General features: G+C 67.4%; 19 protein-coding genes and 1 pseudogene. 8 read left to right on the top strand and 12 right to left on the bottom strand.

Going from position 1 to position 24162, the window contains the following annotated elements; genetic code table 11:
- Both EV643_RS42405 and EV643_RS42400 read right to left on the bottom strand, forming a co-directional pair.
- Positions 1 to 242 (bottom strand): annotated as a pseudogene (locus EV643_RS42405) (hypothetical protein); the annotation flags it as partial.
- Positions 243 to 449: 207 nt separating this feature from the next.
- Positions 450 to 1100: a class I SAM-dependent methyltransferase gene (locus EV643_RS42400; protein ID WP_133805892.1), complete on the bottom strand. Its 651-nt coding sequence runs from the start codon at positions 1098 to 1100 to the stop codon at positions 450 to 452.
- Between the two features lie 136 nt (positions 1101 to 1236).
- Here EV643_RS42400 and EV643_RS42395 point away from each other — a divergent pair, with 136 nt between their 5' ends.
- Both EV643_RS42395 and EV643_RS42390 read left to right on the top strand, forming a co-directional pair.
- On the top strand, positions 1237 to 2514 hold the full coding sequence (locus EV643_RS42395) for a glycoside hydrolase family 27 protein (RefSeq protein WP_202870050.1): 1278 nt from the start codon (positions 1237 to 1239) through the stop codon (positions 2512 to 2514).
- A 174-nt stretch (positions 2515 to 2688) separates the two neighbouring features.
- Positions 2689 to 4209, top strand: coding sequence for a phospholipase D-like domain-containing protein (locus EV643_RS42390; protein WP_133805891.1), 1521 nt, complete (start codon positions 2689 to 2691; stop codon positions 4207 to 4209).
- Here the strand turns inward: EV643_RS42390 and EV643_RS42385 are convergent.
- The 3 genes from EV643_RS42385 to EV643_RS42375 all read right to left on the bottom strand — a co-directional run bounded on the left by EV643_RS42385 (position 4186) and on the right by EV643_RS42375 (position 6816).
- Complete coding sequence (locus EV643_RS42385) at positions 4186 to 4746, bottom strand: sigma-70 family RNA polymerase sigma factor (RefSeq protein WP_202870049.1); 561 nt, start codon at positions 4744 to 4746, stop codon at positions 4186 to 4188. The genes EV643_RS42390 and EV643_RS42385 overlap by 24 nt on opposite strands.
- Positions 4747 to 4849: 103 nt before the next feature.
- The gene (locus EV643_RS42380) at positions 4850 to 5461 is read right to left on the bottom strand and encodes an Rv1733c family protein (protein ID WP_133805889.1); all 612 of its coding nucleotides are present in this window, start codon (positions 5459 to 5461) and stop codon (positions 4850 to 4852) included.
- Between the two features lie 206 nt (positions 5462 to 5667).
- Complete coding sequence (locus EV643_RS42375; RefSeq protein ID WP_133805888.1) at positions 5668 to 6816, bottom strand: alkaline phosphatase PhoX; 1149 nt, start codon at positions 6814 to 6816, stop codon at positions 5668 to 5670.
- 177 nt (positions 6817 to 6993) lie between these two features.
- Here EV643_RS42375 and EV643_RS42370 point away from each other — a divergent pair, with 177 nt between their 5' ends.
- Positions 6994 to 7716: an alanyl-tRNA editing protein gene (locus EV643_RS42370; protein WP_133805887.1), complete on the top strand. Its 723-nt coding sequence runs from the start codon at positions 6994 to 6996 to the stop codon at positions 7714 to 7716.
- A gap of 61 nt (positions 7717 to 7777) precedes the next feature.
- Positions 7778 to 8683 carry a hypothetical protein gene (locus EV643_RS42365; protein ID WP_202870048.1) on the top strand — a complete coding sequence of 302 codons (906 nt, stop codon included), beginning with the start codon at positions 7778 to 7780 and terminating at the stop codon, positions 8681 to 8683.
- Between the two features lie 40 nt (positions 8684 to 8723).
- Here the strand turns inward: EV643_RS42365 and EV643_RS42360 are convergent, their stop codons facing one another.
- Positions 8724 to 13430 (bottom strand): discoidin domain-containing protein, encoded by a 4707-nt coding sequence (locus tag EV643_RS42360; RefSeq protein ID WP_133805886.1) that lies wholly within the window; start codon positions 13428 to 13430, stop codon positions 8724 to 8726.
- Between the two features lie 135 nt (positions 13431 to 13565).
- Between EV643_RS42360 and EV643_RS42355 the strand changes: the two genes are divergently transcribed.
- Positions 13566 to 14639: a LacI family DNA-binding transcriptional regulator gene (locus EV643_RS42355; RefSeq protein ID WP_133805885.1), complete on the top strand. Its 1074-nt coding sequence runs from the start codon at positions 13566 to 13568 to the stop codon at positions 14637 to 14639.
- Positions 14640 to 14664: 25 nt separating this feature from the next.
- Here the strand turns inward: EV643_RS42355 and EV643_RS42350 are convergent, their stop codons facing one another.
- The 4 genes from EV643_RS42350 to EV643_RS42335 all read right to left on the bottom strand — a co-directional run bounded on the left by EV643_RS42350 (position 14665) and on the right by EV643_RS42335 (position 18894).
- Positions 14665 to 15657: a hydroxyacid dehydrogenase gene (locus EV643_RS42350; protein ID WP_133805884.1), complete on the bottom strand. Its 993-nt coding sequence runs from the start codon at positions 15655 to 15657 to the stop codon at positions 14665 to 14667.
- A gap of 84 nt (positions 15658 to 15741) precedes the next feature.
- Complete coding sequence (locus tag EV643_RS42345; protein ID WP_133805883.1) at positions 15742 to 16686, bottom strand: carbohydrate ABC transporter permease; 945 nt, start codon at positions 16684 to 16686, stop codon at positions 15742 to 15744.
- Positions 16683 to 17573 (bottom strand): carbohydrate ABC transporter permease, encoded by an 891-nt coding sequence (locus tag EV643_RS42340; RefSeq protein ID WP_202870047.1) that lies wholly within the window; start codon positions 17571 to 17573, stop codon positions 16683 to 16685. The genes EV643_RS42345 and EV643_RS42340 overlap by 4 nt, the downstream gene beginning before the upstream one ends.
- Positions 17574 to 17577: 4 nt before the next feature.
- The gene (locus tag EV643_RS42335; RefSeq protein ID WP_166665793.1) at positions 17578 to 18894 is read right to left on the bottom strand and encodes an ABC transporter substrate-binding protein; all 1317 of its coding nucleotides are present in this window, start codon (positions 18892 to 18894) and stop codon (positions 17578 to 17580) included.
- A 263-nt stretch (positions 18895 to 19157) separates the two neighbouring features.
- Here EV643_RS42335 and EV643_RS42330 point away from each other — a divergent pair, with 263 nt between their 5' ends.
- Both EV643_RS42330 and lexA read left to right on the top strand, forming a co-directional pair.
- Positions 19158 to 20219 carry a LacI family DNA-binding transcriptional regulator gene (locus EV643_RS42330; protein WP_202870046.1) on the top strand — a complete coding sequence of 354 codons (1062 nt, stop codon included), beginning with the start codon at positions 19158 to 19160 and terminating at the stop codon, positions 20217 to 20219.
- Positions 20220 to 20296: 77 nt separating this feature from the next.
- Complete coding sequence (lexA, locus tag EV643_RS42325) at positions 20297 to 20950, top strand: transcriptional repressor LexA (protein WP_133805881.1); 654 nt, start codon at positions 20297 to 20299, stop codon at positions 20948 to 20950.
- Between the two features lie 69 nt (positions 20951 to 21019).
- On the opposite strand, the gene EV643_RS42320 is transcribed toward lexA, so the two are convergent.
- Complete coding sequence (locus EV643_RS42320; RefSeq protein ID WP_133805880.1) at positions 21020 to 22303, bottom strand: hypothetical protein; 1284 nt, start codon at positions 22301 to 22303, stop codon at positions 21020 to 21022.
- A gap of 5 nt (positions 22304 to 22308) precedes the next feature.
- Positions 22309 to 23847, bottom strand: a complete 1539-nt coding sequence (locus tag EV643_RS42315) for an alkaline phosphatase D family protein (protein WP_133805879.1) — start codon at positions 23845 to 23847, stop codon at positions 22309 to 22311.
- Positions 23848 to 23950: 103 nt separating this feature from the next.
- On the opposite strand from EV643_RS42315, the gene EV643_RS42310 reads away from it, so the two are divergent.
- Positions 23951 to 24162, top strand: a 212-nt coding sequence (locus tag EV643_RS42310; protein ID WP_166665792.1) for a helix-turn-helix domain-containing protein, incomplete at its 3' end; no start/stop codon positions are given.

The following is a 24162-nucleotide window of genomic DNA, read 5'->3' as shown; positions in this document are numbered from 1 at the left end:
TCGGCCGCCGCGAACTCGGCGACCTCGGGGCAGCCGTCACCACCCAGCACGACGGATCGTTCGCGGCCCTGCCAGCTGCGGCGGCCGGGGCGGGGTGGGCAGGTGTCGGGGTGGTGGCGGTCGGCGTATTCCAGGGCGTGTTCGAGGAGGCTGGCCTCGCGGCGGTTGGCCTCGGCGCGTTGCTCGGCGGCCGAGGCCAGCAGGTCGGCCGTCGACAACTCGATGAGATCCGTCTCGAACATACTGTCGATTATATGTCACACTCCGTGACCCACCAAATTTCCCCTTACCCACAAGGAGAAACGCGACAGTGCAGCCCACCCGGGCCAGCCACACCGCCAGGTGCGCGCCGACGACCGCACGACGTCGGCGGCCACCGAATCTCCTTGCCCAGGAGCACTCCGACCCCACCCGGACAAGCCACCCACCGACGGATCGAGGCTGATTGACTACATCTCCGATTGCACGGGCGCGTCGTACCGGACGAAGGTGAACATGCGTCGGCCTGCGACGAGCGCTTGTGGTTCGCCGGTGAAGCGGTGTGCGCCGACGCCGAAGCCCGCGTCTCGATCCGAGAGCCACTGCTGGTCGAACCCGCGCGTCTCGAACCGCTCGCAGATCATGGGCACCCGGTCGGGATCGCCCCGGTGACGGGTCCAGATGACGATCCCGCCGGTCTGACACAACTGGGGACACGAGTCGATGGTGCGCTCGATGTCCTCGTCCGTGATGTTGCCGAACACGCCGCACACCAGAACGAGATCCGCCGGCACCATGCCGCGGTACTGATCGGTGAGCGAAGCGTCAGCGGTCACCACCTCCACCTGATGCAGTCCGAGAGCGCGGATCTTGCCCTCGGCGAACCCGGCGTTCCGCGCGTCCAACTCGACCAACCGCGCCCGGACGTCATCGCGGCGAGGATGGTCGGCCAGCACCTCCAGCAGATCGCGCCCCTGCCCAGCGCACAGGCTGATCGCCCGCAGCGGACCGGCCGGGCTGCGGGCCAAGGCTTCCCGGATCTGCGTCTGGACAGCCTGCAACCGACGTGCCAGGTGCGAGTCGGGCTGGTCGTACTCGTCGTGCCAGGTCGACCAATCCATGCCGGGAGTCTATGGCGGCCCCGGCGTACGCAGCGGCAACACTCTTGACACAAACCTGAAAGCAAACGAACAATTTCCCCCAGGTCGGGCGCCGGTCCCAGCCAGATGCACGAGCCAGCCGCACGAGGGAGTCCAGATGAGTCCGACAACGCCGTCGCGCCCGCCGATGGGATGGAACAGCTGGGACTGTTACGGATCCACCGTGACCGAGCTGGAGGTGCTCGCGAACGCGCGGTTCATGGCCGACCGCCTGCTCCCGTACGGCTGGGACACCGTGGTGATCGACATCAACTGGTACGAGCCGGCCGCCCGGGCACACGGCTACAACGACGACCCGGAGGTCGTGCTCGACGACTACGGTCAACTCCTGCCCGCGCCCAACCGTTTCCCGTCCGCCGCCGACGGCAAGGGATTCGGACCGCTCGCCGCCGAGATCCACGAACTCGGCCTGCGGTTCGGCGTACACATGATGCGCGGCATCCCCCGCCGCGCCGTCGAACGCGACCTGCCCATCGCCGGTACGACGTGGACCGCGCGCGACGTCGCCGACACGGCCAACGTCTGCCCGTGGAATCCCAACAACTTCGGCCTGAATCACGACCACCCCGGCGCCCAGGCGTACTACGACGAGCAGATCCGGTTGCTGGCCGGCTGGGATGTCGACTTCATCAAGGCCGACGACTTCCTCTATCCCTACCAGGCAAGGGAAATCGAGGCCTACGCCCGCGCCATCGAGCGGTCCGGGCGCCCGATCGAGCTGAGCCTGTCGCCGGGCCGCGAACTGTCGATGGCGAACCTCCCCCACCTGCGCGAGAACTCGTCGATGTGGCGGATCTCCGACGACCTGTGGGACCGCTGGGACGACCTCGAGGCCCAGTTCACCCGCCTCGCCCGGTGGGCACCGCACTCAGGACCGGACGGCTGGCCGGATGCCGACATGCTCCCCCTCGGCCGGATCGGCATCCGCGCCGAACGCGGCGACGACCGGCTCTGCAGACTCACCCCGGCCGAGCAGCAGACCATGATGAGCCTCTGGGCCATCGCGCGCTCCCCGCTGATGATGGGCGGCGACCTGCCCACGTCCCCGGAGGAGACGATCGACCTCCTCACCAACCCCGGCGTACTCGAGCTCCTCGCGGCATCCAAAGACAACCGAGAGGTATACCGCGAGAACGACCTCATCATCTGGACAGCCACCGCAACCGCGCCGCACCGCCCGGGCGCCCGTTACGCGGCAGTCTTCTGGACCGGCGAGGAACCACGACAACTCACGATCCCAGCACGTTCGATCGGTGCACGCCCGTCCGACACCCTCACCGACCTGTGGTCGGACAAGCCCGCTCCGCTGTCCGGCACCGAAGTGACACTCGACCTCGACCGCCATGGCTCCCGGCTCCTCCGGCTGACCACCTGACGGAACGCAGGCTCAGCGCAGTCGCGAGGTGAACACCGCGAGGAACTCGCGCTCCGTGGCTGTCCAGTACGACGGCCCGCGCAGTACATCGCTTCAAGAAGACTCAGTATGTCACTGTCTGATCCCGCGGACGCCGATCGGCATCATGTGGCCGGAACCGGGCACAAGGTTGGAATGGCATCGGATCGGGAGCAATGGTTTCTCGCGCCTGCGGAGCGTGGCAACCCGGCCACCGACATCGATCTTGACGGCTCCTGGATCGAAGGGAACCAGGTCCGGCCGCTGATCCACGGCGCCACCTACTTCCGGCAGCTGTACTTGGAGTTGGGTGACCTGAAGTCCGGCGACCGGGTCTATTTCACTGACTGGCGCGGTGATCCTGATCAAGCCCTGTACGAGGACGGCCCGAGCATCGGACAGGTGCTGGCCGACCTGGCCAGGAACGGCGTCGAGGTGCGTGCGTTGCTCTGGCGCTCGCACTCCGACTATCTCAACTTCAACGCGGAGGAGAACCAGCGGTTCGGGACCGAGCTGAACGAGGTCGGCGCGGAGGCGCTGCTCGACCAGCGGGTCCGCCGGCTCGCGTCCCATCACCAGAAGCTGTTCGTGATCCGGCATCGCGGCGACCCCGCTCGCGATGTGGCGTTCGTGGGCGGGATCGACCTGTCGCACCAGCGCCGCGACGATGCGCGGCATCGGGGCGACCCACAGCAGGCGCCGATGGACCGACGGTACGGCGGCCGCGCTCCGTGGCACGATGTGGCGCTGGAAGTCCGCGGCCCGGCGGTCGGTGATCTGCTCCGGTGCTTCGTGGAACGCTGGGACGATCCACACCCGCTCGACCGACGCACGCCGTACCGGATGCTGGTGCAGCGGTTGGCCCGGATGCCGCGGCACCCGTCGAAGTTGCCGGAGGCCTTCCCGGATCCGCCCGCGGCCGGGCCGCACGTCGTACAGGTGCTGCGGACATATGCGCACAAGCATCCGGGGTACCCCTTCGCGCCGAAGGGCGAGTACAGCGTGGCGCGGGCGTACCTGAAGGCGTTCTCCCAGGCGCGGCGGCTGATCTACATCGAGGACCAGTACCTGTGGTCGCGGACGGTGGCCCGCAGGTTGCGGGAAGCCCTGGACCGCTCAGCCGACCTGCGGATCGTCATCGTCGTACCGCGGTACCCGGACGCCGACGACTCCCTGAGCGGTCCGCCCGCGCGGTACGGACAACTGGAGGCGATGAACCTGCTTCGGTCGGACCGGGTCGGCGTCTACAACGTCGAGAACGCCGAGGGTGTGCCGATCTATCTGCACGCGAAGGTGTGCATTGTCGACGATGTGTGGTTCACGGTCGGCTCGGCCAACTTCAACCGGCGCTCGTGGACGAACGACAGCGAGCTGACCTGCGCGGTTCTCGATCCCGAACTGGCCAGGTCGCTGCGGGCGGAGTTGTGGACCGAGCATCTGGGGACCTCGCCTGAGCTTGATCCGGTGGGCGGCTTCGAGCAGTTCGCCGCCGCGGCCAGGGCGCTGGACGGATGGTACGCGAACGGCTGCGTGGAACCGCGCCCACCCGGCCGGCTTCGTTGCCATCAGCCCCAACCGGTGTCCCGCCGGCAGGCGCTTTGGGCCCGGCCGCTCTACCTGCACCTCTACGACCCCGACGGCCGCCCCCGAGCACTACGCCGCAGGGACGCCTTCTAGCGGACGGAGTGACATCCGCTCCTTGAGGGCCTTTCGGCCACGGTGCAGCCGGGACATCACGGTTCCGCGGGGAACCCCGACCATGCCGGCGATCTCCCGGTAGCTGAATCCCTCGACGTCGTAGAGCAGGACCGCCTGCCGATAAAGATCGGGCAGCGCCGAGAGTGCCGCCTGAAGCCGCTCGTCGGGGATCGAGTCGACCACGGTGGCTTCGGCGGACGGCGCGACGTGGCCCCGTACAACCGCTGTGTGCACCGACCAGTCTTCGGGAACGGTGATCGGTTGGTGCTGGCTCTTGCGGTAGCTGTTGATGAAGGTGTTTCGCAGGATCCGGTACAGCCAGGCGGCCAGATTCGTCCCGGGCTCGAAGCGGTCGAAACCGCGGTACGCACGCAGGTACGTCTCCTGCAGCAGGTCCTCCGCGTCAGCGCGATTCCCGGTCAACCGCAAGGCGGCGACGTTCAGGCGCGGCAGCAGCGGAACCGCCTCGGTTTTGAAGCGGGCCCTCAAGTCCTCGGGATGGCACGTAGTCCCCACCACCCGAGCATGACTCGGTGGTAGCCGCCCGTCGTCCACGCGAGCCCCCACCCCATGGGCCCGCTGCCGGTACTTTCGCCGTACCTGCTAGCTGGAAGGTGGTTCAGTTCTGGTGGTGTCGCCAGCGGTCGTCGGTCTGTTCCCACTCGGTTTCCAGGTCCCGCGCGCGGCGGCGGTCCAGTGAGGCCACGGACAGCCGGGTCAGGCCGCTGACCAGCAGCAACCCGAAGGTTCCCGCGGTAAACCCGACCGCTGCACCGACAGGGGCACCGTCACCCGGCGGACGCGGCGTCGGAGCGATCGCGCCCGAACGGTCCAGCCAGATCGTCACCTCAGCGCCCTGCTTCGTCCCGAGCATCACGTAGGTCAGGCCTTCGTGGGCGGCGCCGGTCGTGTCCGTCCAACTGACGCGGACCTGAGACATCACCTGCCCTGGTACTACGCCGACCAGGGCCTCGCTGTCGGTCAGAGTCCGGGCCGGTGTCTCGGTCAGAGCAGCCCGGCGCTCAGCCGCGGACTGCTCGATCTCGTCCCGTACCGCAAACCCCAGAACGATGGCAGCCGGAATCACCAGCAGACCGACCAGTACGGCGACCAGCAGAACCACCGACTCGATCCGATCCACCCGCCGGCGCAACGGATTCCGGCTGAACCCGAGCCCACGCGCCCGCATCACCAGCCACAACTCCCGCTTCCCACACTCGCCGCTGCTCACCTCGACCTCCCGGCCGACCTACCCGCGGCCCCACACGCCGAAATCGCCGACCATCTCCATACTGCTCCTAAAACGCCCGATCCGCGCCGCTTCGTCGCGCCACTGGGCCGACTGCACCGCTGGCGTGTTATAACCCGCCACCGGCGACACAGGCTGCCACCCGGTGACGCCGGGTGGTGGGTGATCCACCCGGCGTCACCAGCCCGTCAGAGGGTGGTACGGAAGGGGCCGGTTACCTCGTAGGTGATGCCGCCGGAGCTGGAGCCGGTGGTGCCGCGTTGGGAGGAGAAGTAGAGGCGGTTGCCGGCCGGGTTGAAGGCGACGCCGCACAGTTCGGAACCGGACTGGCCGGTCACCCGGAGGAACGGCGAGACGATGTCGTTGGGGGTGATGATGCAGATCTCCATGTTGCCGCCGTCCTCGGCGACGTACAGGTCACCGACGGTTGCGCCGGTGATGTTGTCGACGCCGGTCAGCGGCGGGTTGCTGGTGAGGTTGTCGTCGTACGCGATGGCGATCGTGTTGTTCACCGCGTTGTACGCCCACACGCGGTTGTCGCCCTTGGTGGTGAAGAAGCAGGTGCCGTTGCGGTAGTAGGCACCCTCGCCGCCGTTGAAGACCTTCATCCCGGAGACCTGATCGCGCGTACGGGTGGGACTGCCGTCCGGGTCGGGCACGTTCACCCACGACAGCGTGCCGCCCGACTCACGTAGTACCTGCAAGGTTCCCGACGACAGGCTGCCCCAAGTCGTCGGGACGAACCGGTAGAAGCCGCCGTCGGACTGGTCTTCGGTCAGGTAGATCACGCGGCGGTCCGGATCCACCGCGGCCGCCTCGTGGGAGAACCTGCCCATGGCGGGCCGCCGTACCGCGGCATTCACGCCCTTCGGGTCGGTCTCGTAGACATAGCCGAGGTCCGTCTCCTCGCAGGACAACCAGGTACCCCACGGAGTCGCGCCGCCGGAGCAGTTCCGCGTGGTGCCCGACAGGATCCGGTAGGCACCGGTGATCGAGCCGCTGCTGTTGAACCGCAGAGCACTGGCACCGCCACCACCACTGCTCATCTCGGAGTTGGACACGTAGATCCACCCGGTGCCGTCTGCGAAGCACGCACCACCATCCGGCGCGCTGTGCCAGGTGTAGCCGGCTACGGACTGGGTGGATCGCGCGAGTACACGACTGGTGAAGCCCTGCGGCAGCATGATGCCTCTCGCATCGGCAGCCTGCAGGCCACCGTAGGGATTGGGGCCGGTCTTGGCCGGGAATGCCAGCGCCTCCGGCGCCACGCTGAATCCGAAGGCGACCGAGGTCGACGTGCCGATCACTGCCGCGCGAAGAAACGTACGACGGTCCATGACTGCTCCTCACAGTTGCGATGGGGGTACGTTCAGTCAAGGAAGCCGACGTGAACACCGACCGAGGTCGGGGGTGAACCACACGGCACCGTCCGGCGATGAAGAGATGTCCAGTGCGGACGTCGGACGTCGTACGACGCGGCCCTGCCGACGCACGGGTGTTGCTACATTCACCAGATGCACGGACACACGCACCGGCTGGACCTCGAGGACGCCACGATCCGGGACTGGGACGCCGTCGTCGTCGCGGTCGACCCCGATCGTGGCATCGTGCTCGACCGGTCGGCCTTCTACCCCGGCGGCGGTGGGCAGCCGCCCGACGAAGGTGTTCTGCTGTGGGGCGGAGTACGAACCCGCATCGTCGGGACGACCAAGGGCGACGACCTCTTCCTGGTACCTCATCCCGACGATCCCGTACCGGCGGCCGGTGCGGCGGTACGTGGCGCGCTGGACGACGAGCGCCGTACGAATCTCATGCGGACCCATTCCGGATTGCACGTACTGACCGGCGTCGTGTTCCGCGATTTCGGCGCACTGGTGACCGGCGGCAACATGGAACCGCTGACCGCCCGGATGGACTTCGACCTGGCCGAGGTCCCGCCGGACTTCAAGGACCGGGTGGCCGAGGCGGTCAACGAGGAGATCCGCCAGGACCGCCGGATCGACGTGACCACGCTGCCGCGCGACGAAGCGTTCGCCATCCCGGACATCATCCGCACGGCCACGAACCTGTTGCCACCCGATATCGAGGTCGTCCGGATCGTCGACATCGTCGGCCTCGACACCCAGGCCGACGGCGGCACCCACGTCGCCTCCACGGCCATGATCGGCCGGATGGAAGTGGTCAAGATGGAGAGCAAGGGACGCGGCTTCCGCCGCCTCCGCGTCCGCGTCACCTGACACCTACACCCGCCTGCGTCCGGGCCGAGGTGTAATGGAAGCAGGGCGGAGGCGTTGACAGATGGCGACGGAGCAGCCGGAGCGCGAAGGCGGCAGAACCCGGCCGGTCAGGGCGGCGATGATCATCGCCGCGGCCGTGGCGGTCACGTTGCTGTCCGGACTGCTGACCGCCCTCGGAGTCCTCTATCTCGGTGGCGATCCGGCACCCTCGGGTCAGGGTGCCGTCCCGCTCCCCGCGACCAGCACCACTCCCACCGCTCCGCCGGCCACCGCCACCCGCTCGCCCACGCCGACAAAGACGCCGACGAGGCCATCGCCCACCAAAGCGCCGCCCCCGGTGTCGCCGTCGCCGACATCCACCCCGTTCGCATACCAACCGCTGTGGCCGTTCGCCTCGGTGGCCGATGCCGCCGCGTGGCAGCAGGCCTACCGCACCAACGGGCAGCAGCCGTGGCATCTGGACGCAGACCAGACCGCGCTGTCCTTCACCACCGGCTTCCTCGGCTTCACCGAGATCGACAGGGTGGTCTCCCGCTCGGTCAACGGCAACGACGCGCGGATCTCCGTCGGCTACCAGTCCACCGAAGGTCCCGCCAGCGTCTCGGCCGTGCTCCACCTGGTCCGCATCGGCCAGGGTCAGGACGCGCCGTGGGAAGTCGTCGGCACCGCCGACACCACGCTCACTCTCGAGCGCCCCCGGTACGCCGCGGCCGCGACCTCACCGATCACCGTCGGCGGCCGGATCTCCGGAGTCGACGAATCCATCCGGATCGACGTCCGGCAGCCGTCCTCCGAGCAGCCCCTCGGTTCGTCCTGCTGTGTCCCCGGCGGCGGCGACCGGCAACCGTGGTCCACCCAGGTCACCTACCGCGGCGCCTCCGATCCCGCCTTGACGATCGTGGCTTCCACCGGCGGCCACGTACAGACCGTCGAACGCTTCGCCATCACCGCCATCCGCCCCGGCTGAGCCGGGCCGCATCAGCGGCCCGGCCCTCACCGGTCGGACCTCAGGCCGGCACCAGTCCGTCGATCGCTGTCAGCACTCTGGTCACCAGGTCGTCCACCTGTTGCTGGGTCGAATGCAAGTCAGCCAGAACCGCGTCACCGGCGGCGATCGCGTCGGTCAGCACCTGACCGCTCTCCGCCGTGAACCCGGACAGGTCGATCGCCTTCGCTTGCGCCAGGGTCTCGGCCAGGATGGACCCGTCGGCCGGCATCACCAGGTACTCGATCTCCGCGATGTTGGTGTTGCCGCCGTGCTCGTCGAGCAGCCTCAGCCACTTGTACGGCTGCGTCCGGCTCACGTCGATCTGGTACCACCTGAACTCGGTCACGCCGCTGATCGTGGCGATCGTCGTCCAGGTCGAGCCGTCGTCGTTCGAGCCTTGGAAAATATGCCCGTTGGCCCGGGCCAGACAGCAACTGCGCGGATGGAACCTGATCGCGTCGACCGACGTGGCCTCGCCGAGCTTGGCCCTGATCCACCCATTGGCCGCGGTGGTGTCCGTCGCGGTCTGTACGTTGCCGTCGAACGCCAGCCATCCGTTCTGCGCCGCCGTACCGGTCCCTGGCCAGATCCACGTGGACGCCTCCACTCCGGCCTGATCGACCTGGACCTTGCGCAACAGGGTGCGGACCGACACCAGACCGGCCACGGCGTCGTACAGCGCGTTGACGAGCTTCTCCTCGTCGTATCCAGGCTGCTGCATCGCTTCCTTGGCGGCCGCGATCGCCACCGCGAGCCCGCGGTACGACGCCTTCGTGTAATCGCCCGCCGACAGCCCCTCGGCCCAGGCGAGCACAACCGGCAACCGATCGGCCGTCACGGTCACCGGCGCCGCACCGAGTCGTTCGATGCCATCGGCACCGATCGTCGTCACCCGGTAGTACACCGACCCGAGGCGCAGGCTCTGCGGATCCGCCAGGCTGAACGACAGGCTGTCCGACAGGATCTTCTGCCACCCGGTTCCACTGATCGGATCAGTCGATGCGACCGCCGGGTCCGTGGTCCGGTAGACACTGAAACGCACCGCGGGGTTCGGCTTGCTCCACTTCAGGGTCACCTTGTCGTGATCGCGCTCGGCGCGGGCATAGAGCGTGCCCTTGGTGTCCGGCCGCACCACGACCTGGTCGAACGTGGCCGCCTTCGTCGAAACGACACCGGCATACGTGGCCTCCGGCAACGGTGTGAGGAGCTCACCGACAAAGGTCCAACCCTGCCCGTCCTTGCTGGCCCACGCCTGGACGTGCTGCGAATCCACGTCGCGAACCAGTCGGACATACGGGTACTCGCTGACCTGGTAGTCCGCGATCTTGGCCACCAACGGGCTCCGTACGTCGTCCTGCCAGTCGTGCCGGGAGTCGCGGGTGCGGTTCCGCAGGACCAGCTTGCCGGACTCGTCGGCCCCGAGATACACGTACCGCGAGTCGGTCGCCGTCAGCCGGTCGCGGAGCATGATCCCGGCCAGCGAACCCTGATTGGCGCCGATCTTGGCCGTGATCGCGCCGCTACCGGTGAGCACCTGGCTGGCGAACCGGAACGAGTCACGGATGTCGCGCTTCTCGACGTCGTAATCGTCGCCGGTCCCGAGACCGGCACCATTCGCGCCCTGGATGGCGACCTTGCCGCCCCCGGCCCAAGCCCAGCCGCCGACCTGGCCGACGGCATTGTCACTCCATCCGCCGACTGCGGTTGTCGTGGCCAGCTCCGTCACCTGGGACGACCAGCCCGGGCCGGCCGCGTTGACCGGCGTGACGGTGTAGTAGAACCTCTTGCCGGCGGCAACCGCTCGATCCGTCCACGAGGTCGCCGGCACTCCCTTGGCGACGGTGAAGAACGGGCCGTCCTGCCGGTCGGCGCGCTTGATGTCGTACGTCGCTGCGCCGGGCGCGGGCTTCCACGAGACTACGGCCTGCGTCCCCTGCCGCAGAGCCGCCAGGTAGTCGACGTGGTGCGGCGCCGGGTTGACCTCAGCATCCTGGTCGAGCTTCAGCACCAGCAGCGTCTCGGGACCGACCAGGACCTTGCCGCTGGTGACCGGCAACTCCTTACCGGAGACGAGATCCAGCACTGTCGACCGGCGGTACTCACTCGGCAGCTCGACCGGGAAGGTGCGCTTGTTGCCGTACTCGACCCGGGTGGTGTTGACGGCGAAGAAGTACTTGCCGTACCGCGCCGTGAGCAGATCCGGGTAACCGGAGTACGGGGTGTCCACCTCGAAGTTCTCCCGGCGGACCTCACCGACGCCCGGCTGGTACGCCTCCGGCGCGATCTCACCGACGAGCGCCTGCGGCAACGACCCGTCACCGGTGACCTGGTCCTCCATGAAGTCGACGTCGATGTTGTCCATCCGGGCCCAGTAGTCGGAGTACCGGAACTGGCTGTTCGTCGCGATCTGGACCACGGCCTGATGGTCGCTGGCCCGGACGTGCAGCCGCCCGTTGCCGGCCACACCGCGTTGCCGTTCGAACAAGGAGCCGAAGATCTGGGTGTCGCCGTCTCGGAAGGAGACGAACATGTTGTCCACGTCCGCGAACGACTTGTCCTGGTAGTCCGCCGGGTCCACCCCGAGCGCCTGCAACTGCTCTGTGGTGTAGTAGCGGAAGTCTGTGAACGGGTGGACGACTCCGGCGGCCACCTTCCCGAACCGCGGGTGGTCGGCCCGCGTCCGAGTGACGTAGGCGTAGGTGTCGCCGAGCCACAGGTCGACCTTGCTCTTCGCCGTGACGGAGGCGAAGTTCTTGAAGTACTGGTTGTCCGCGAGTTCCTGCTGCGCGAACCCGACCGCCTCCGCGGCGTACTGCCAGTACGTCGACCATTCCGCCCCGGTGTAGCGCTCGGGTGCATCCGCCATCGCCTTCTCGAGCCCGGCGTACAGCAGCGACTTGCCCTCGGCCTGCCGGACGGCGTACCCCGGGAAGCCCGGCCAGGCGGTGTTGCGCTCGTCGACGACCATCTCCATCCGCATGATCCGCTCGCCGTTGTCGTCGAGGTCGGTCGTCCGCGCGAACCCGCGAGCGTGAAGGTTGCGCAGAGCAAGCTTGAGAATCTGGTCGTTCAGCGCTTCGTCACCGGAGTGCCCGAGCGTCTTGTGGTAGTACTCCGGCAGGTAGTTGGCCGCCTCGCCGTAGTTCGCGACGTAGGTGTTCTCCCTCGTCAGTCCGGCCTTGGTGATGCCGACGTACTGCGTGCCGTAAGGCTTGCGCCGAACGACGTTGCCCTGCGCATCGAGTTTGCTCTTCGCCAGTCCCTTGCCGACGACATCGGCGGTGTCGGTGGTGAACCGGGCCGTGCCGTCGTGGTAGAAGAGCGAGTGGAAGAGGTTGAGGTCACGGCCGTCCGGTCCGACCAGGACCTCCTCGCCGAGGAAAGGCGCCGCCCCGACCGACTCCAACAGGATCCGGTGGCTGCGTGCCTTGCCCTCGTAGAACGTCGAACCGATCACTCCTAGGCCTTCGTGGGCCTCCCACGCGCCTTCGTAGGTGTAGAGCACCTGGTTGTAGATGTACGACAGCCGCGATCGGGCGAAGTCGAAGTTCGCCTTGAGGACCCGTTCCCAGGCCTCGCGCCGGGTCAGCTGACCGCCGGACCAGTCCACACCGGTCAGGGAGTTCGGCCCCTCGACCGTGTTCGTGACGAAGGGCTGATCCAGGAACTCGTCGAACGCGGTCCGGCCGAGGATGGTGTCGTCCTTGATCAGGTTCTCGACGATGTAGAGCGCCTCGCCGAGGGCGCCGTAGTAGCCGCCCCAGTCCCCCTGGTGCCCGCCCCGCAGTACCAGCCGGGTGTTGCCGTAGTAGTCCCTGGCGTGGTTGTCGATCACCTTGAAGATCCGGAGCAGCGCGGCCCGCTTCTGTTCCGGCGTGGTGGCGGGGACCCAGGAGGCCGAGACCAGGGACTGCGCGTAGAACCGCAGGTCGTCCTGGTAGCGGATGATCGACAGCTTCCGATCCGGCGCCGCGTCGATGGTGGCCGAGTAGCCGTTGAACCTGTCGAGCTGACTCTTGGTGTAGCCGTCGATCAGCGCCTGCTTCTGCGCTTCGGTCCGAGCGTCGGTCGCGGGCGTGGTCGGCGGGGTGAACGTGCCCTGCTTCTCCCCCGACACGTCGAGACGGGCGGTGGTGTGCGTGTAGGCCCGGTAGTACTTGCGCGAGTCCTGCGTGACCGGCGACGAGAACCCGCCGTCGTACGTGCGGAGCATGATCTCCACGGCGCGTTGGCCGCGGGTGTGCTCGTTCGGCAGCATGATCGTCGTGTAGTAGAAGCGATCCGGTGCCAACTTGCCGGCGCCCGGGTTGATCGCCTCGTAGTCACCGGAGCGGCGGTAGCCGATCTGCTCACCGTTGATGTAGGCGATCGTCTTGTACGGCGAGGCGTCGCTGCCCCAGAACTTCACCGTGAAGTAGTTCTGCGCCACCGGATCGACCGCGACGGTGAACCGCAGCTCGCCGGCCTTGACACTCGGCGGATCGGTGGGCTTCGCGACCCTGGCCGGCTCACCCAGCGCACCTTCGACGACAGCCGTGGACGGGCCGGCGAACCTGTGCGCGGCTTCGGAGCCGGCGTCGCCGAAGACGATGTCGTCCAGGACGCCGGCAGCTGAAGCCGCGGCGGCCTGTTGCGACGAGGTGGCCTGAGTGGACGGGGCGGTCAGCGGCACCAGGATGCTGACCGCGAGGAGACAGGACAGGAAAGAACGCAATCGTGCCGACATGGGCGACCTTCTTCCGAGAGCGGCCGGGGGATCGCATAGCAAACGTTAACTATGCCGGGTCGCAAGATGGTGTCAAGACTTCAATGAATTAGAGATAGGGTCAGCAGAAAGCGCCACCACTGAGGAGGCGGTCGGATGAGCCCGACTGGCACGCCCCGCAAGCCGTCCGCCGCGGCGACCTTGACCGATGTCGCCGCGCAGGCGGGCGTTTCACCGGCCACGGTGTCGCGCGTGCTGGCCGGCAACTACCCCGTGTCCCGCTCCGCCCGGCAACGCGTCCAGCGCGCTCTCCGCGAGCTGAACTATGTCGCCAACACCCACGCCCGGGCGCTGGCCGGCGTGCGGACCAAGACGATCGCCTTCGTGCTAGCAGACGTCCGCGGCCCATCGTTCGCCGAGGCGGCCCACGGCGTCGAGCAGGAGGCGGCGAGCCACGGGTGGCTCTGCCTGATCGGCACCACTCAGGGCGACCAGGATCGCGAGCTCGCGCTGGTCCGGCTGATGCAGGAGCAGCGAGCCGGCGCGGTCATCCTGATCGGCGCCGTCGACGATGACGCGAAGGACTACCGCAAGCAGATCACAGAGCTGGCCAGGTCGCTGCAGACGGCCGGTTCACTGCTGGTGCTCTGCGGCCGGCCACCCCTCGATGACGACGTCCCGGCTGCCGTCATCGGCTACGACAACTCCGACGGCGCCTACGCCCTCACCAGCCATCTGCTGGCGCGCGGACACCGCCGGATCCTGTTCCTGGCCGGCGGCGAGCGGAACACCACCAGCCTGGCGCGGCTCGCCGGACATCGGCGAGCACTCACCACGTTCGGCGTCGAGTTCGACCCGGACCTCGTTGCGCACGGCAGCTTCACCCGAGCCTCCGGCTACCAGTTGACCAGGCGCCGCCTGCTCGGCGACCGCGACTTCACCGCCGTCTTCGCCGCGACGGACGCGATGGCCGCCGGCGTCTACACGGCTGCCACCGAGCGCGGCCTGCGGATCCCGGACGACCTGTCCGTTGTCGGCTACGACGATGTCGAGCTGGCCCAGGACCTCCGTCCACGGCTGACCTCGGTCCACGTCCCCTACGAGGAGCTCGGCCGCACCGCCGCCCGGGTCGGGATGGCCGAGGACCATCAGCGCGAAGACTGGCCGGGCGTCCGGCTCGAGCTGAAGACCCACGTGGTGATCCGCGACTCCGTGGCCCAGCTCGGCTGACCTGACGGACCGGTACGGCGTGGCGTCACGCAACGCGATCCAAGTCGGTGGTCGTGACCTGATACCGCAACGACAGCCCGGCCACCAGACGCTCCAGTTCTTCCGCGGCGCATTCCCCCAGCCTGGCCAGCTCGTTACCGTGAGAGCCCGCGACATGCGGCGTGAGGAAGGCGTTCGGCAGGTCGTAGAGAATCGAAGCCGACGGCAACGGCTCGGGATCGGTCACGTCCAGAACCGCCGAGATGCGACCCGTGCGGAGCTCGCCGACGAGCGCCTCGGTGTCCACCAGGTCCCCCCTTGCCGTGTTGATCAGGACGGCGCCATCGCGCAGCAACGCCAGGCCCTCGCGATCGATCATCCGGTATGTCTGAGGCGTCGATGGTGCATGCACGCTGACGATGTCACTGGTGCTCAACAACTCCGGTAGCGAGACCAGCGGAATGTCCAGCCCCTCGGCGTACGGATCGTGGACCTGCACCTTGAAGTCGAACGGCCGGAGCAGTTCGAGCACCTGCCGGCCGATCCGGGACGCACCGATGATGCCGACCCGCCGTCCATGGTTCCCGATTCCGGGATGGATGTGGCCCAGCTTGAACGTCCGGTCCACGCGAAAGCTCTCGCGCAGGGTGAACACCCCCTTGCCGGCCAGGATGATGGTGGCGAGGGCGTACTCCGCGACCGGGATCGCGTTCGCCGCCGCGGCCGACGAGACCACGATGCCGCGGTCCCAGGCCGCCTGCGTCACATGCGCTTTGACCGAGCCGGCGGCGTGCAGCACCGCGCGCAACTTCGGCGCCGCCGCGAGGAAGTCCTCGGTCAGCGGTGGGCAGCCCCAGCCGGTGATCAGCACCTCCAGCTCGGCCAGCCGACCGGCCAGTCGGGGGTCGTCGAACCGCTCGACCACCAGCTCGGTGTCGATCTCGGCCACCGCACCGATCCGCTGCCGCACCTCGGCGGGGAACAACGCGTCGAAGTGCTCACTGGACAGGGCGAACAACGCCATCGGGCGGTCAGACACGGCGAAGGTCCCCCGGTTCAGGTCGGATATAGAAAGCGCTCTCTATGCCGGTGAGGCTACCAGTGGAGCGTTGGCCGGCAGGTGTCACTTCATGCTGCCGAGGGTGATGCCGGAACGCCAGTAACGCTGCATCGAGAGCATCAGGACGACCATCGGGATCAGCGAGATGAACGACCCGACGACGACCAGGCTGGTCAGGTCGACCGACTGGTCCATCTTGATGTTGAGCCAGTGGTAGAGGCCGAGCATGACGGTCCACTTCTCCTCACCGCGCAGGAAGATGAGCGGACCGAAGAACGAGTTCCACGAACCGACGAAGCCGAGCAGGAACACGGTCGCGGCACCGGTCGACATCAGCCGCGCGCCGATCTGGAGGAAGATCCGCAACTCCCCCGCGCCGTCGATCCGGGCTGCCTCCAGCAGTTCACGCGGGATCGCCCCCTCGGCGTACACCTTGGCCAGATAGACCGAGAAGGCGCTGAAGAATCCCGGGATGATGACCGCCCACGGGGTGTTGACCATCTTCAGTTCCGTCAGCAGCAGGAACGACGGAATGGTCAGCAGCGCGCCCGGCACCAGGAACGAGCCGATGACACAACCCATCAGCACACCACGGCCACGGAAGTCGTACATCGCCAGGCCGTAGCCGCAGGCGACACAGATCACCGCCATCCCCACCGTCCCGGTGATGCCGTAGACCAGGGTGTTGACCATCCAGCGCAGGAAGATCCCGTCGTTGTAGGTGACCAGGGACCGCAGGTTCTCCCACAGATGGTTGTCCGCGAACCACAACCCGTTGGTGGTGTACAGATCCGACTGGTTCTTGGTGGCGGCGACCACCATCCACCACAACGGCGCCACCGAGTACACGGCGAAGAGCAGCAGGCCGAGGATCACCAACGCGCGCGAGGTCTTCGACGGATTCACCCCCGCGGGCAGATCGTCCGGCCGGGTCCGGCGGCGCCTGGGCACCGGGCCCGGCGCAGCCGGCTCCGGTCGCGTGGTCGCGGGATCGAGGAGGGTCGTCATACCGGTGCCCTGTTCGTCAGTCGGTAGAAGATCGCGGACACCACGCCGACGACGAGGGCCAGGATGATGGACAGCGCCGACGCGTAGTTGAAGTTGCCTTCGGCGAAGGCCTGGTTGTAGATCATCATGATCGGGGTGAAGTCCTTGTTCACCGTCTCCGGTGTCATCGACCGGAACAGCAGCGGATCACTGAAGATCTGCAGGGTCCCGATGATGCTCAGGACCGACACGAGGACCAGCGAGCGGCGGACGAACGGAACCTTGATGTACCACGCGATCCGCCACTCGGAGGCGCCGTCGACGCGGGCACTGTCGAAGATCTCGGCCGGGACCGCCTGCAGGGCGCCGTACACGATCAGCATCGTGAAGCCCACCCCGCCCCAGGCCATCAGGTTGCCGATCGACACCCAGATCAGGTCGCCGCTGTAGAAGTTCACGTCCAGCCCGAACCACCGGAAGAAGGGCGACAGCGGACCGACCACCGGGCTGTAGAGGTAGATCCAGATCAACGTCTGGACGATGCCCGGGATCATGTACGGGATCAGCAGGGCGAGCCGGAACCGGGCGGCGAGCCGGCGCCGGATCGCGTCCAGCATCAACGCCATCAGCAGACTGACGACCTGGATCAGCGGGATGACGATGACGGAGAACAACGCCACCCGCCACATGCTCCCCCAGAACCGCCCATCGGTGAGCCCGCGAGTGAAGTTCTCCAGTCCGCTGAAGGTCACCACCGGCTCGCCGAAGCCGAGGCCGGAAGATCTCGTGCTGTACATGCTCTTGCTCAGGGCCATCAGCACCGGTACGACGGTGAACAGCGCGAAGCCCGCGAAGAAGGGCACGGTGAACGCCGCACCCTTCCACGCCATCGCGGTACGCCAGCGCATCGGCTCAGGCCTCGGCCACGTTGACGCCCTTGGCCTTCAGGTCGTCAACGGTGAACTTCTGCATGTGGTCCAGCAGCTGCTCGAAGGTGATCTTCTTGGTGACCGCGAGAGCCCACTGGTCCTGCAGTTCCTTGAACACCGCGGTGTAGTTCGGGCCGACCACCCAGCTGTCCTTGCCCGCCTTGGCCGACTTCAGCCAGACGCCGACCGCCTCACCCTTGTGGGCGCCGAACAGCTTCGGCGGCACGGATCCGTCGACGTACGGCGCCGGGTCCGGGATGGTGCCGGGCCACGGGTAGGCGCCGGTCTCCTTGTCGAGCGACGCCTCGATCGCGTCCTTGCTGGTCGCCATCCAGACACCCACCTCGGTGGCTTCCTTCAGGTTCGCGCATCCCTTCGGCACCAGCGTTGCGCCACCGTGGAAGGGGGTTGTGAACTCGGCCGCGTCGGCGTACTGCGGCAGGTCGATCGGCTGCCAGTTGCCGATGGACTTCTTGAAGTTCTTCTCGTAGTTGCCCAGCTGCCAGACGTTGGTCGGCAGCGACACCATCTTGCCGTCGTCGAAGTAGGCGATCAGCGCCGGCCGGTCCTGGTAGGTCTGGTTGGCGACGATGTCGTTGTCCACCAGCTGCTGAACGATGTTCGCAGCCTTCTTCGACTCGGGCGAGGTGAAGCCGACCTGCCACGAGTCGCCCTTGACGCCGTACCAGCTGCCACCCGCCTGCATGACCAGGTTCACCAGCGTGCTCGGGTCCTCACCCGCGAGGTTCATCACCTTGACGCCGTGCTGCTTGAACACCTTGCCGGCGGCAATGATGTCGTCCCACGTCTTCGGCACTGCGACGCGGTGCTGGTCGTACACCTTCCGGTTGATCATCATGTACGACGGCTCGGCGCCGCCGGGGATGCCGTAGTACCGGCCCTGGACCTCGGCACCCTTGACAGCCGGGGCGTTGAACTGCTGAAGGTGCGGTTGCAATTGGTCGGTGACGTCGGCCAGCAGGCCTTCGGCGAGCAGGGACGGGACCTCGCCGAAGTTCTGCACCAGGCACGGGATGCCCTGCCCGGCGGCGACTGCGTTGCGAAGGTTCGTCGCCGTGGTCGGGTTGTCGGCCTGCTTCACGAACTTGATCTTGACGTCGCTGTGGGTGGCGTTGAACTTGTCCACCACCTGCTGGGTGCTGGTGTTCCAGGTCCACATCTCGATCTCGACAGGTCCCGACCCGGCTGGGTCGCCGCCACCTCCGCTGCACCCGGCCAACACACTGAGCAGGCAGGTCGCGAGCCCTCCCGCCAACCATCGATCTGTCGTCCTGGGCATGCTGCCTCCTCGCCCGGCTCCGGGCCTCATAGTTAACGATTTCTATCCGAAAGTAGGGCCAGCAGGCGACCACGTCAAGATCGTGTTGCTGTTGTATTTCCAGGAGATTGACGCTGCGGGGTGTGCCGAGCCAGCAATCCACGGCCGGACCAGGTATGGTCCTGGTGGTCAACGATTTCTACGCAGCACCACTCAGGGTGCACTGGCTCTCACCGTCGCGGCACTACAGTGAGAGCGCCTGACACGGCGAGGGGAGGGAAACGGTGGCCAGACTGAAGTCCGGGGATCGGCCCACGGTCAAGGATGTCGCGGCGATCGCCGGCGTCTCCGCGACCACGGTGTCGCGCGTCCTGGCCGGCAACTATCCGGTCGCCACCTCGACCCGGAGCCGGGTGATGCGCGCCGTCCGCGAGCTCGACTACGTGGTGAACGCGCAGGCCCGTGCCCTCGTCGGCGGCGGACCCGGGACGGTCGCGTTCATCGTCCGCGATCTCGTCGGCCCGCTCTTCGCCCACATCGGCCAGGGGGTCGAGCAACAGGCGACGGCGGAGGGCCGGCTGTGCCTGGTCTGCACGCATCACGGCGATCCCGAACGAGAGCTCGAGATCATCGAACTGATGCGCCAGCAGCAGACCGAGGCGGTGGTGCTGGTCGGTGGCGGCATGCAGACCGAGAGCTATCTGCAGCGGATGACCAGCATCGCCCACTCACTGGACAAGGCGGGGTCACGGCTCGTGCTCTGCGGCCGCCCACCGCTCGGCGACGACGTCCCCGCCACCGTGGTCGAGTACGACAACGAGGGCGGCGCCTACGCCGTGACGAGCTACCTCATCTCACTGGGACATCGCGAAATCGCGTTCATCGGCACATCCGAGCCCGTGCACACCACGACCACCGCGCGCCTCGGCGGGTTTACCCGGGCGCACGAGACCCACGGCGTCAAGATCATCCCCGAGCGCCTGCTGCCCGGCAGCTTCGACCGCGACTCCGGCTACCTGCAGACCAAGGCGCTGCTCGCGAAGCGGATTCGCTTCACCGCGATCGTGGCCGTCACCGACATGGTGGCGAGTGGGGCCCTGGCCGCGCTCCGCGAGGCCGGTGTCCGGGTGCCCCAGGACGTTTCCGTCGTCGGGTACGACGACATCCCGCTCGCGGCGGATCTCACCCCTTCGCTCACGACCGTGCACATCCCGCACGAGGACCTGGGCCGGATCGCCATCAAGCTGGCGTTGCACCGCGACCAGCACGGTCTCGAGCAGCGGATGATGCTCGGCACCCACATCGTCATCCGCGACTCCACCGGACCGGCCAAGTCCAGGAAGTGACCCGACACGGCTAACCCGGTCGGCCGGCGGCGGGATGGTTGCCTTAGCTCCCCGACACGGGACGCTAGCATTCCCGGGTGACCACCTTCGATGATCTCGAGTACCTGGATACCTCGGCCCTGCCGCCGCGTCAGCAGCGGATCCTGGGCGTGATCCGGGACTGGGTGGTCCGGCACGGGTATGCGCCGAGCAGCCGGCAGATCGGTGACGCCGTCGGATTGCGATCCTCGTCGTCGGTCTCGAAGCACCTGGCGAGCCTGGAGGAGAAGGGCTTCCTCCGCCGCGGTACGACGGTGTCGCGCGCGATCGACGTACGGGCGTTCCTCCATGACTCGTCCACGCAGGCACCGTCGGACGACTCGGTCAGCGTGCCCGTGGTCGGTGACATCGCCGCGGGGACTCCCATCTCGGCCGTCGAGCACGTCGACGACCTGCTCACCCTCTCCCGCGGCCTCACCGGTCGCGGCAACGTGTTCGGGCTGCGGGTCCGTGGTGACTCGATGATCGACGCCGCGATCTGCGATGGCGACATCGTCGTCGTCCGCCAGCAGACCGAGGCCCACTCCGGCCAGATCGTCGCCGCGATGATCGACGAGGAAGCCACCGTCAAGGTCTACCGCCGCCGCAACGGCCACGTCCTCCTCGAACCCCGCAACCCCGCCTACGAGGTCATCGACGGCGACCGCGCCACCATCCTCGGCATCGTCGTCTCCGTCCTCCGCAGCGTCTGACACCCGAACCCGCTTGCGTCCGAAGAACCGTGGGCTATGACCCTCAGTTCTTCGGACGCAAGGCGTAGATCACCAGCCCGCGTTGGAGATCGCGGTTCCGAGGAGGATCTGGTCGAAGGTGTTGCCGTCGTTGTCGTCGGTGTAGGTGACGGCCACCTCGGCGTACGGGGAGACTGCCACAGCCATCTGTTCCTGACGGCCCGTTGTCACCTGGCTGAGTTGCTGAGCGGACAGCCGCCCGGCGTCCGTGCCGTCGGTGCCGAAGCCGCGGATCCACACGTCGAGGTCGGTGGCCTGGACGGTCCAGCCGACCACGCTGTTCGCCTGGTCGTCGAGTCCTGCCGAGGGATTCTTGCCTCCGGCACCGACTTCCACGTCGGCGAAGAGCGGGCTGCCGGCCGAGTCGAACGTGCGGGTCCACACCCCAGCCGTACCGGTGTGGTCGGACTCCCATGCCACGGCGAAGTCGCCGTCGAAGTTCGCGGCGACCGAGGCATGGATCTGCTGGCCACCTCCGTTCGCGTTGGCGACGCGTCGGGAGAGGGTGGCCGCGCCGTTGGTCCGGGCCAGCCGGATCAGGCCGACGTTGTAGAAGGCGTTGGCGTCGCCGTCCTCGTCCCACACCACGACCGCATCACCAGAGGCGGATACGGCGATGTCGGGGTTGTGGTGCTGACCGGTCGTCTGTGAGGCGGTGACCTCCCAGGCCCGGGTGGTCGGTCCGGTGAATCCGGCCGCCTTGACCATGGCCTGCGCGCCGGTCTGGATGTCCTCCCACACCACAGAGAAGGCGACCGCTCCCCCGGCCGGTGCGCCGTCCGGATCGACGGCCACGCGTGGATTGATCTGCTGACCCGTCGCATTGCTGTTCGCACTACCCGATGCGGTCACCGTGCCGGCCGTGTTCACCACGCGATACGGGATGTTGTAGAAACCGTTGCCGTCCGGGTCGTCAGCCCACACAACAACGGCATTGCCCTTGTCATCGAGACCGACATCCGGATGCAGATACCGCCAGTTGGTGACCCCGCTGCTGCCGCCGGCCGACAGCTTCACCTCGTACAGCGAAGTCCCGTCACGGTAGACCCGCAGGAAGATCTCGCTGTGTGCGTTGTCCTCCGCAGCAGTGGTGTCCCGGTCGTCCTCCCACACCACAGCGACGTACCCGTTCCGGTTGGAGGCAACAGATGCACCGTCCTGATCACCCGTCGACACACTGTTCGCGGCCTGCCAGGTCGGTGTTGCCAGTGACCGGGGTGGTGGGGCGGGGAAGGAATTGAGTACGGCGTCAGCCGTGGTGGACGTGAGCACGAAAGAGGACAAGATCACCGAAATCGCAATCGGCTTCTTCATCGTCATCACACCGCCTGCAGGCCGGGCTGGCCCTCTTGGACGACGAAGGACTTCGCGGTCGTCGCGGCGGCACCGTGCTCGGAGACCTTCCCGACCGCGCGGAAGTCTGCCCGCAGTTGCGTCGGGCTCATCGTCGTTCGCACGTACCCACGCCGATTCTGGAAGAACTTCAGCCACGGATTCGTCCCGACATCGGGGATCGTGGTCGCCCCGTCGCCGTCGCCGCCGGAGCTGACCGAACTGGTGACCAACTCGGTGCCGATCACCGCGGAGTTCGCGTTGTTGTAGTCGGCCATCAGGTTGCTCGCCCACGCGCGATGCACGTCACCGGTCAGCACGACCGCGTTCCTGGTGCCGCGGCTGACCCAGCCTTGCTGAATCCGCGCACGGGAGGCTCGGTAACCGTCCCAGGAGTCCATGCTCGCCCCGGTCGAGTTGAAGCGCCGGGCGAAGAACACCTGCTGCCCGATGATGTCCCAGGTGCCGTAGTGCTGCGCCAGCCCGTCGAGCAGCCAGGTCTCCTGTGCGTTACCGGGCAGGCTCCGCGACGCCAGATCCGCATCGGAGCAGACCTTCCACCCATCGCCGCACGCCTGGTCGCTCCGGTACTGCCGGGTGTCGAGCATGTGGAACGTGGCGAGGTTCCCCCACCGGAGCCGGCGGTACAGCGGAATGCTGTTGCCGTTGTTGGCCTGCGCCGGCCGCAACGGCATGTTCTCGTAGTAGGCCTGGTATGCCGACGTCCGCCGCGCGGTCCACTGCGCGGTGGTCAGCGCCGGTGTGCTGTCGGCCCGGACCATGTTGGCGTAGTTGTTCTCCACCTCGTGGTCATCCGGTACGACGATCCACGGCGCGGCGGCGTGCGCGGCCTGCAGGTCAGGATCCGACTTGTACTGCGCGAACCGGCGACGGTAGTCGGCCAGCGTCACGATCTCGGTGCTACCGGCATGCGTCCGCGTGCGGCCGGCCACCGCGCCGTACTCGTAGATGTAGTCACCGAGATGCATGATGAGGCCCGGGGTGTCCTCGGCCATCCGGCGGTAGACGGTGTAGTAGCCCTCCTCGTAGTGCGCGCACGAGGTGAACGCCATCACCAGATCGCGTCCGTTGGTGCCGATCGCCGGTGCGGTCCGCGTCCGGCCGACGGGCGAGATGTGGCCCTGGGCACGGAACCGGTAGAAGTAGTCGAAGTCCGGGTTGAGTCCGCCGGCGATGACATGGACCGAATGGGCGCCTCCGTAGGTCGCCGTCACCGAACCCGATGCGACGAGACTGGTGAAAGTGCTGGTCGTGGACACCTGCCACTCGACGGCGACGTCGGCGTTCGCCATCCCGCCGTGTCCGTCGGCGTTGAGCGGCAATGGAGCGAGCCGGGTCCACAGCACGACGCTGCTCGCGTCGGGTTCACCGGACGCGACCCCGAGCTGGAACGGATAGGGAACCGCCGCGGTGGCCGTGATGATGCTCGACCGGGCGGGCAAGGCGGTGGCACCCGCTGCTGCGAGTCCACCGAGGACGAGGGTACGACGACTGAGGGGTTTCATCGGATTGGTCGCGGGGAGACCCGTCCTACAGAGCGGGAAGGTACCGCGACTGCCTCCCTTCGAAGATCAGGAACTGTCGGTCCCGGCTGATTGGATACGTGGCATGTCCCGATTCCGGCTGGATCCGACACCCGCGCAGCAGGCTGCGTTGCTGGAGCAGTGCAGGCACGCCCGGTACGTGTGGAACCTGGCACTTGAGCAGTGGTCGATGTGGACCTGTGACAAACGCCCGACACCGGGGTATGTCGAGCAGGCCCGGCAACTGACCGAGGCCCGAGCCGCGTTCGGGTGGTTGCGGGCTGGGTCGCAGACCGT

Source organism: Kribbella caucasensis, from assembly GCF_004361855.1.
Lineage (GTDB): Bacteria > Actinomycetota > Actinomycetes > Propionibacteriales > Kribbellaceae > Kribbella > Kribbella caucasensis.
The sequence above is the reverse complement of the archived record's forward strand: the minus strand, read 5'-3'. Positions and strand labels throughout refer to the sequence as shown.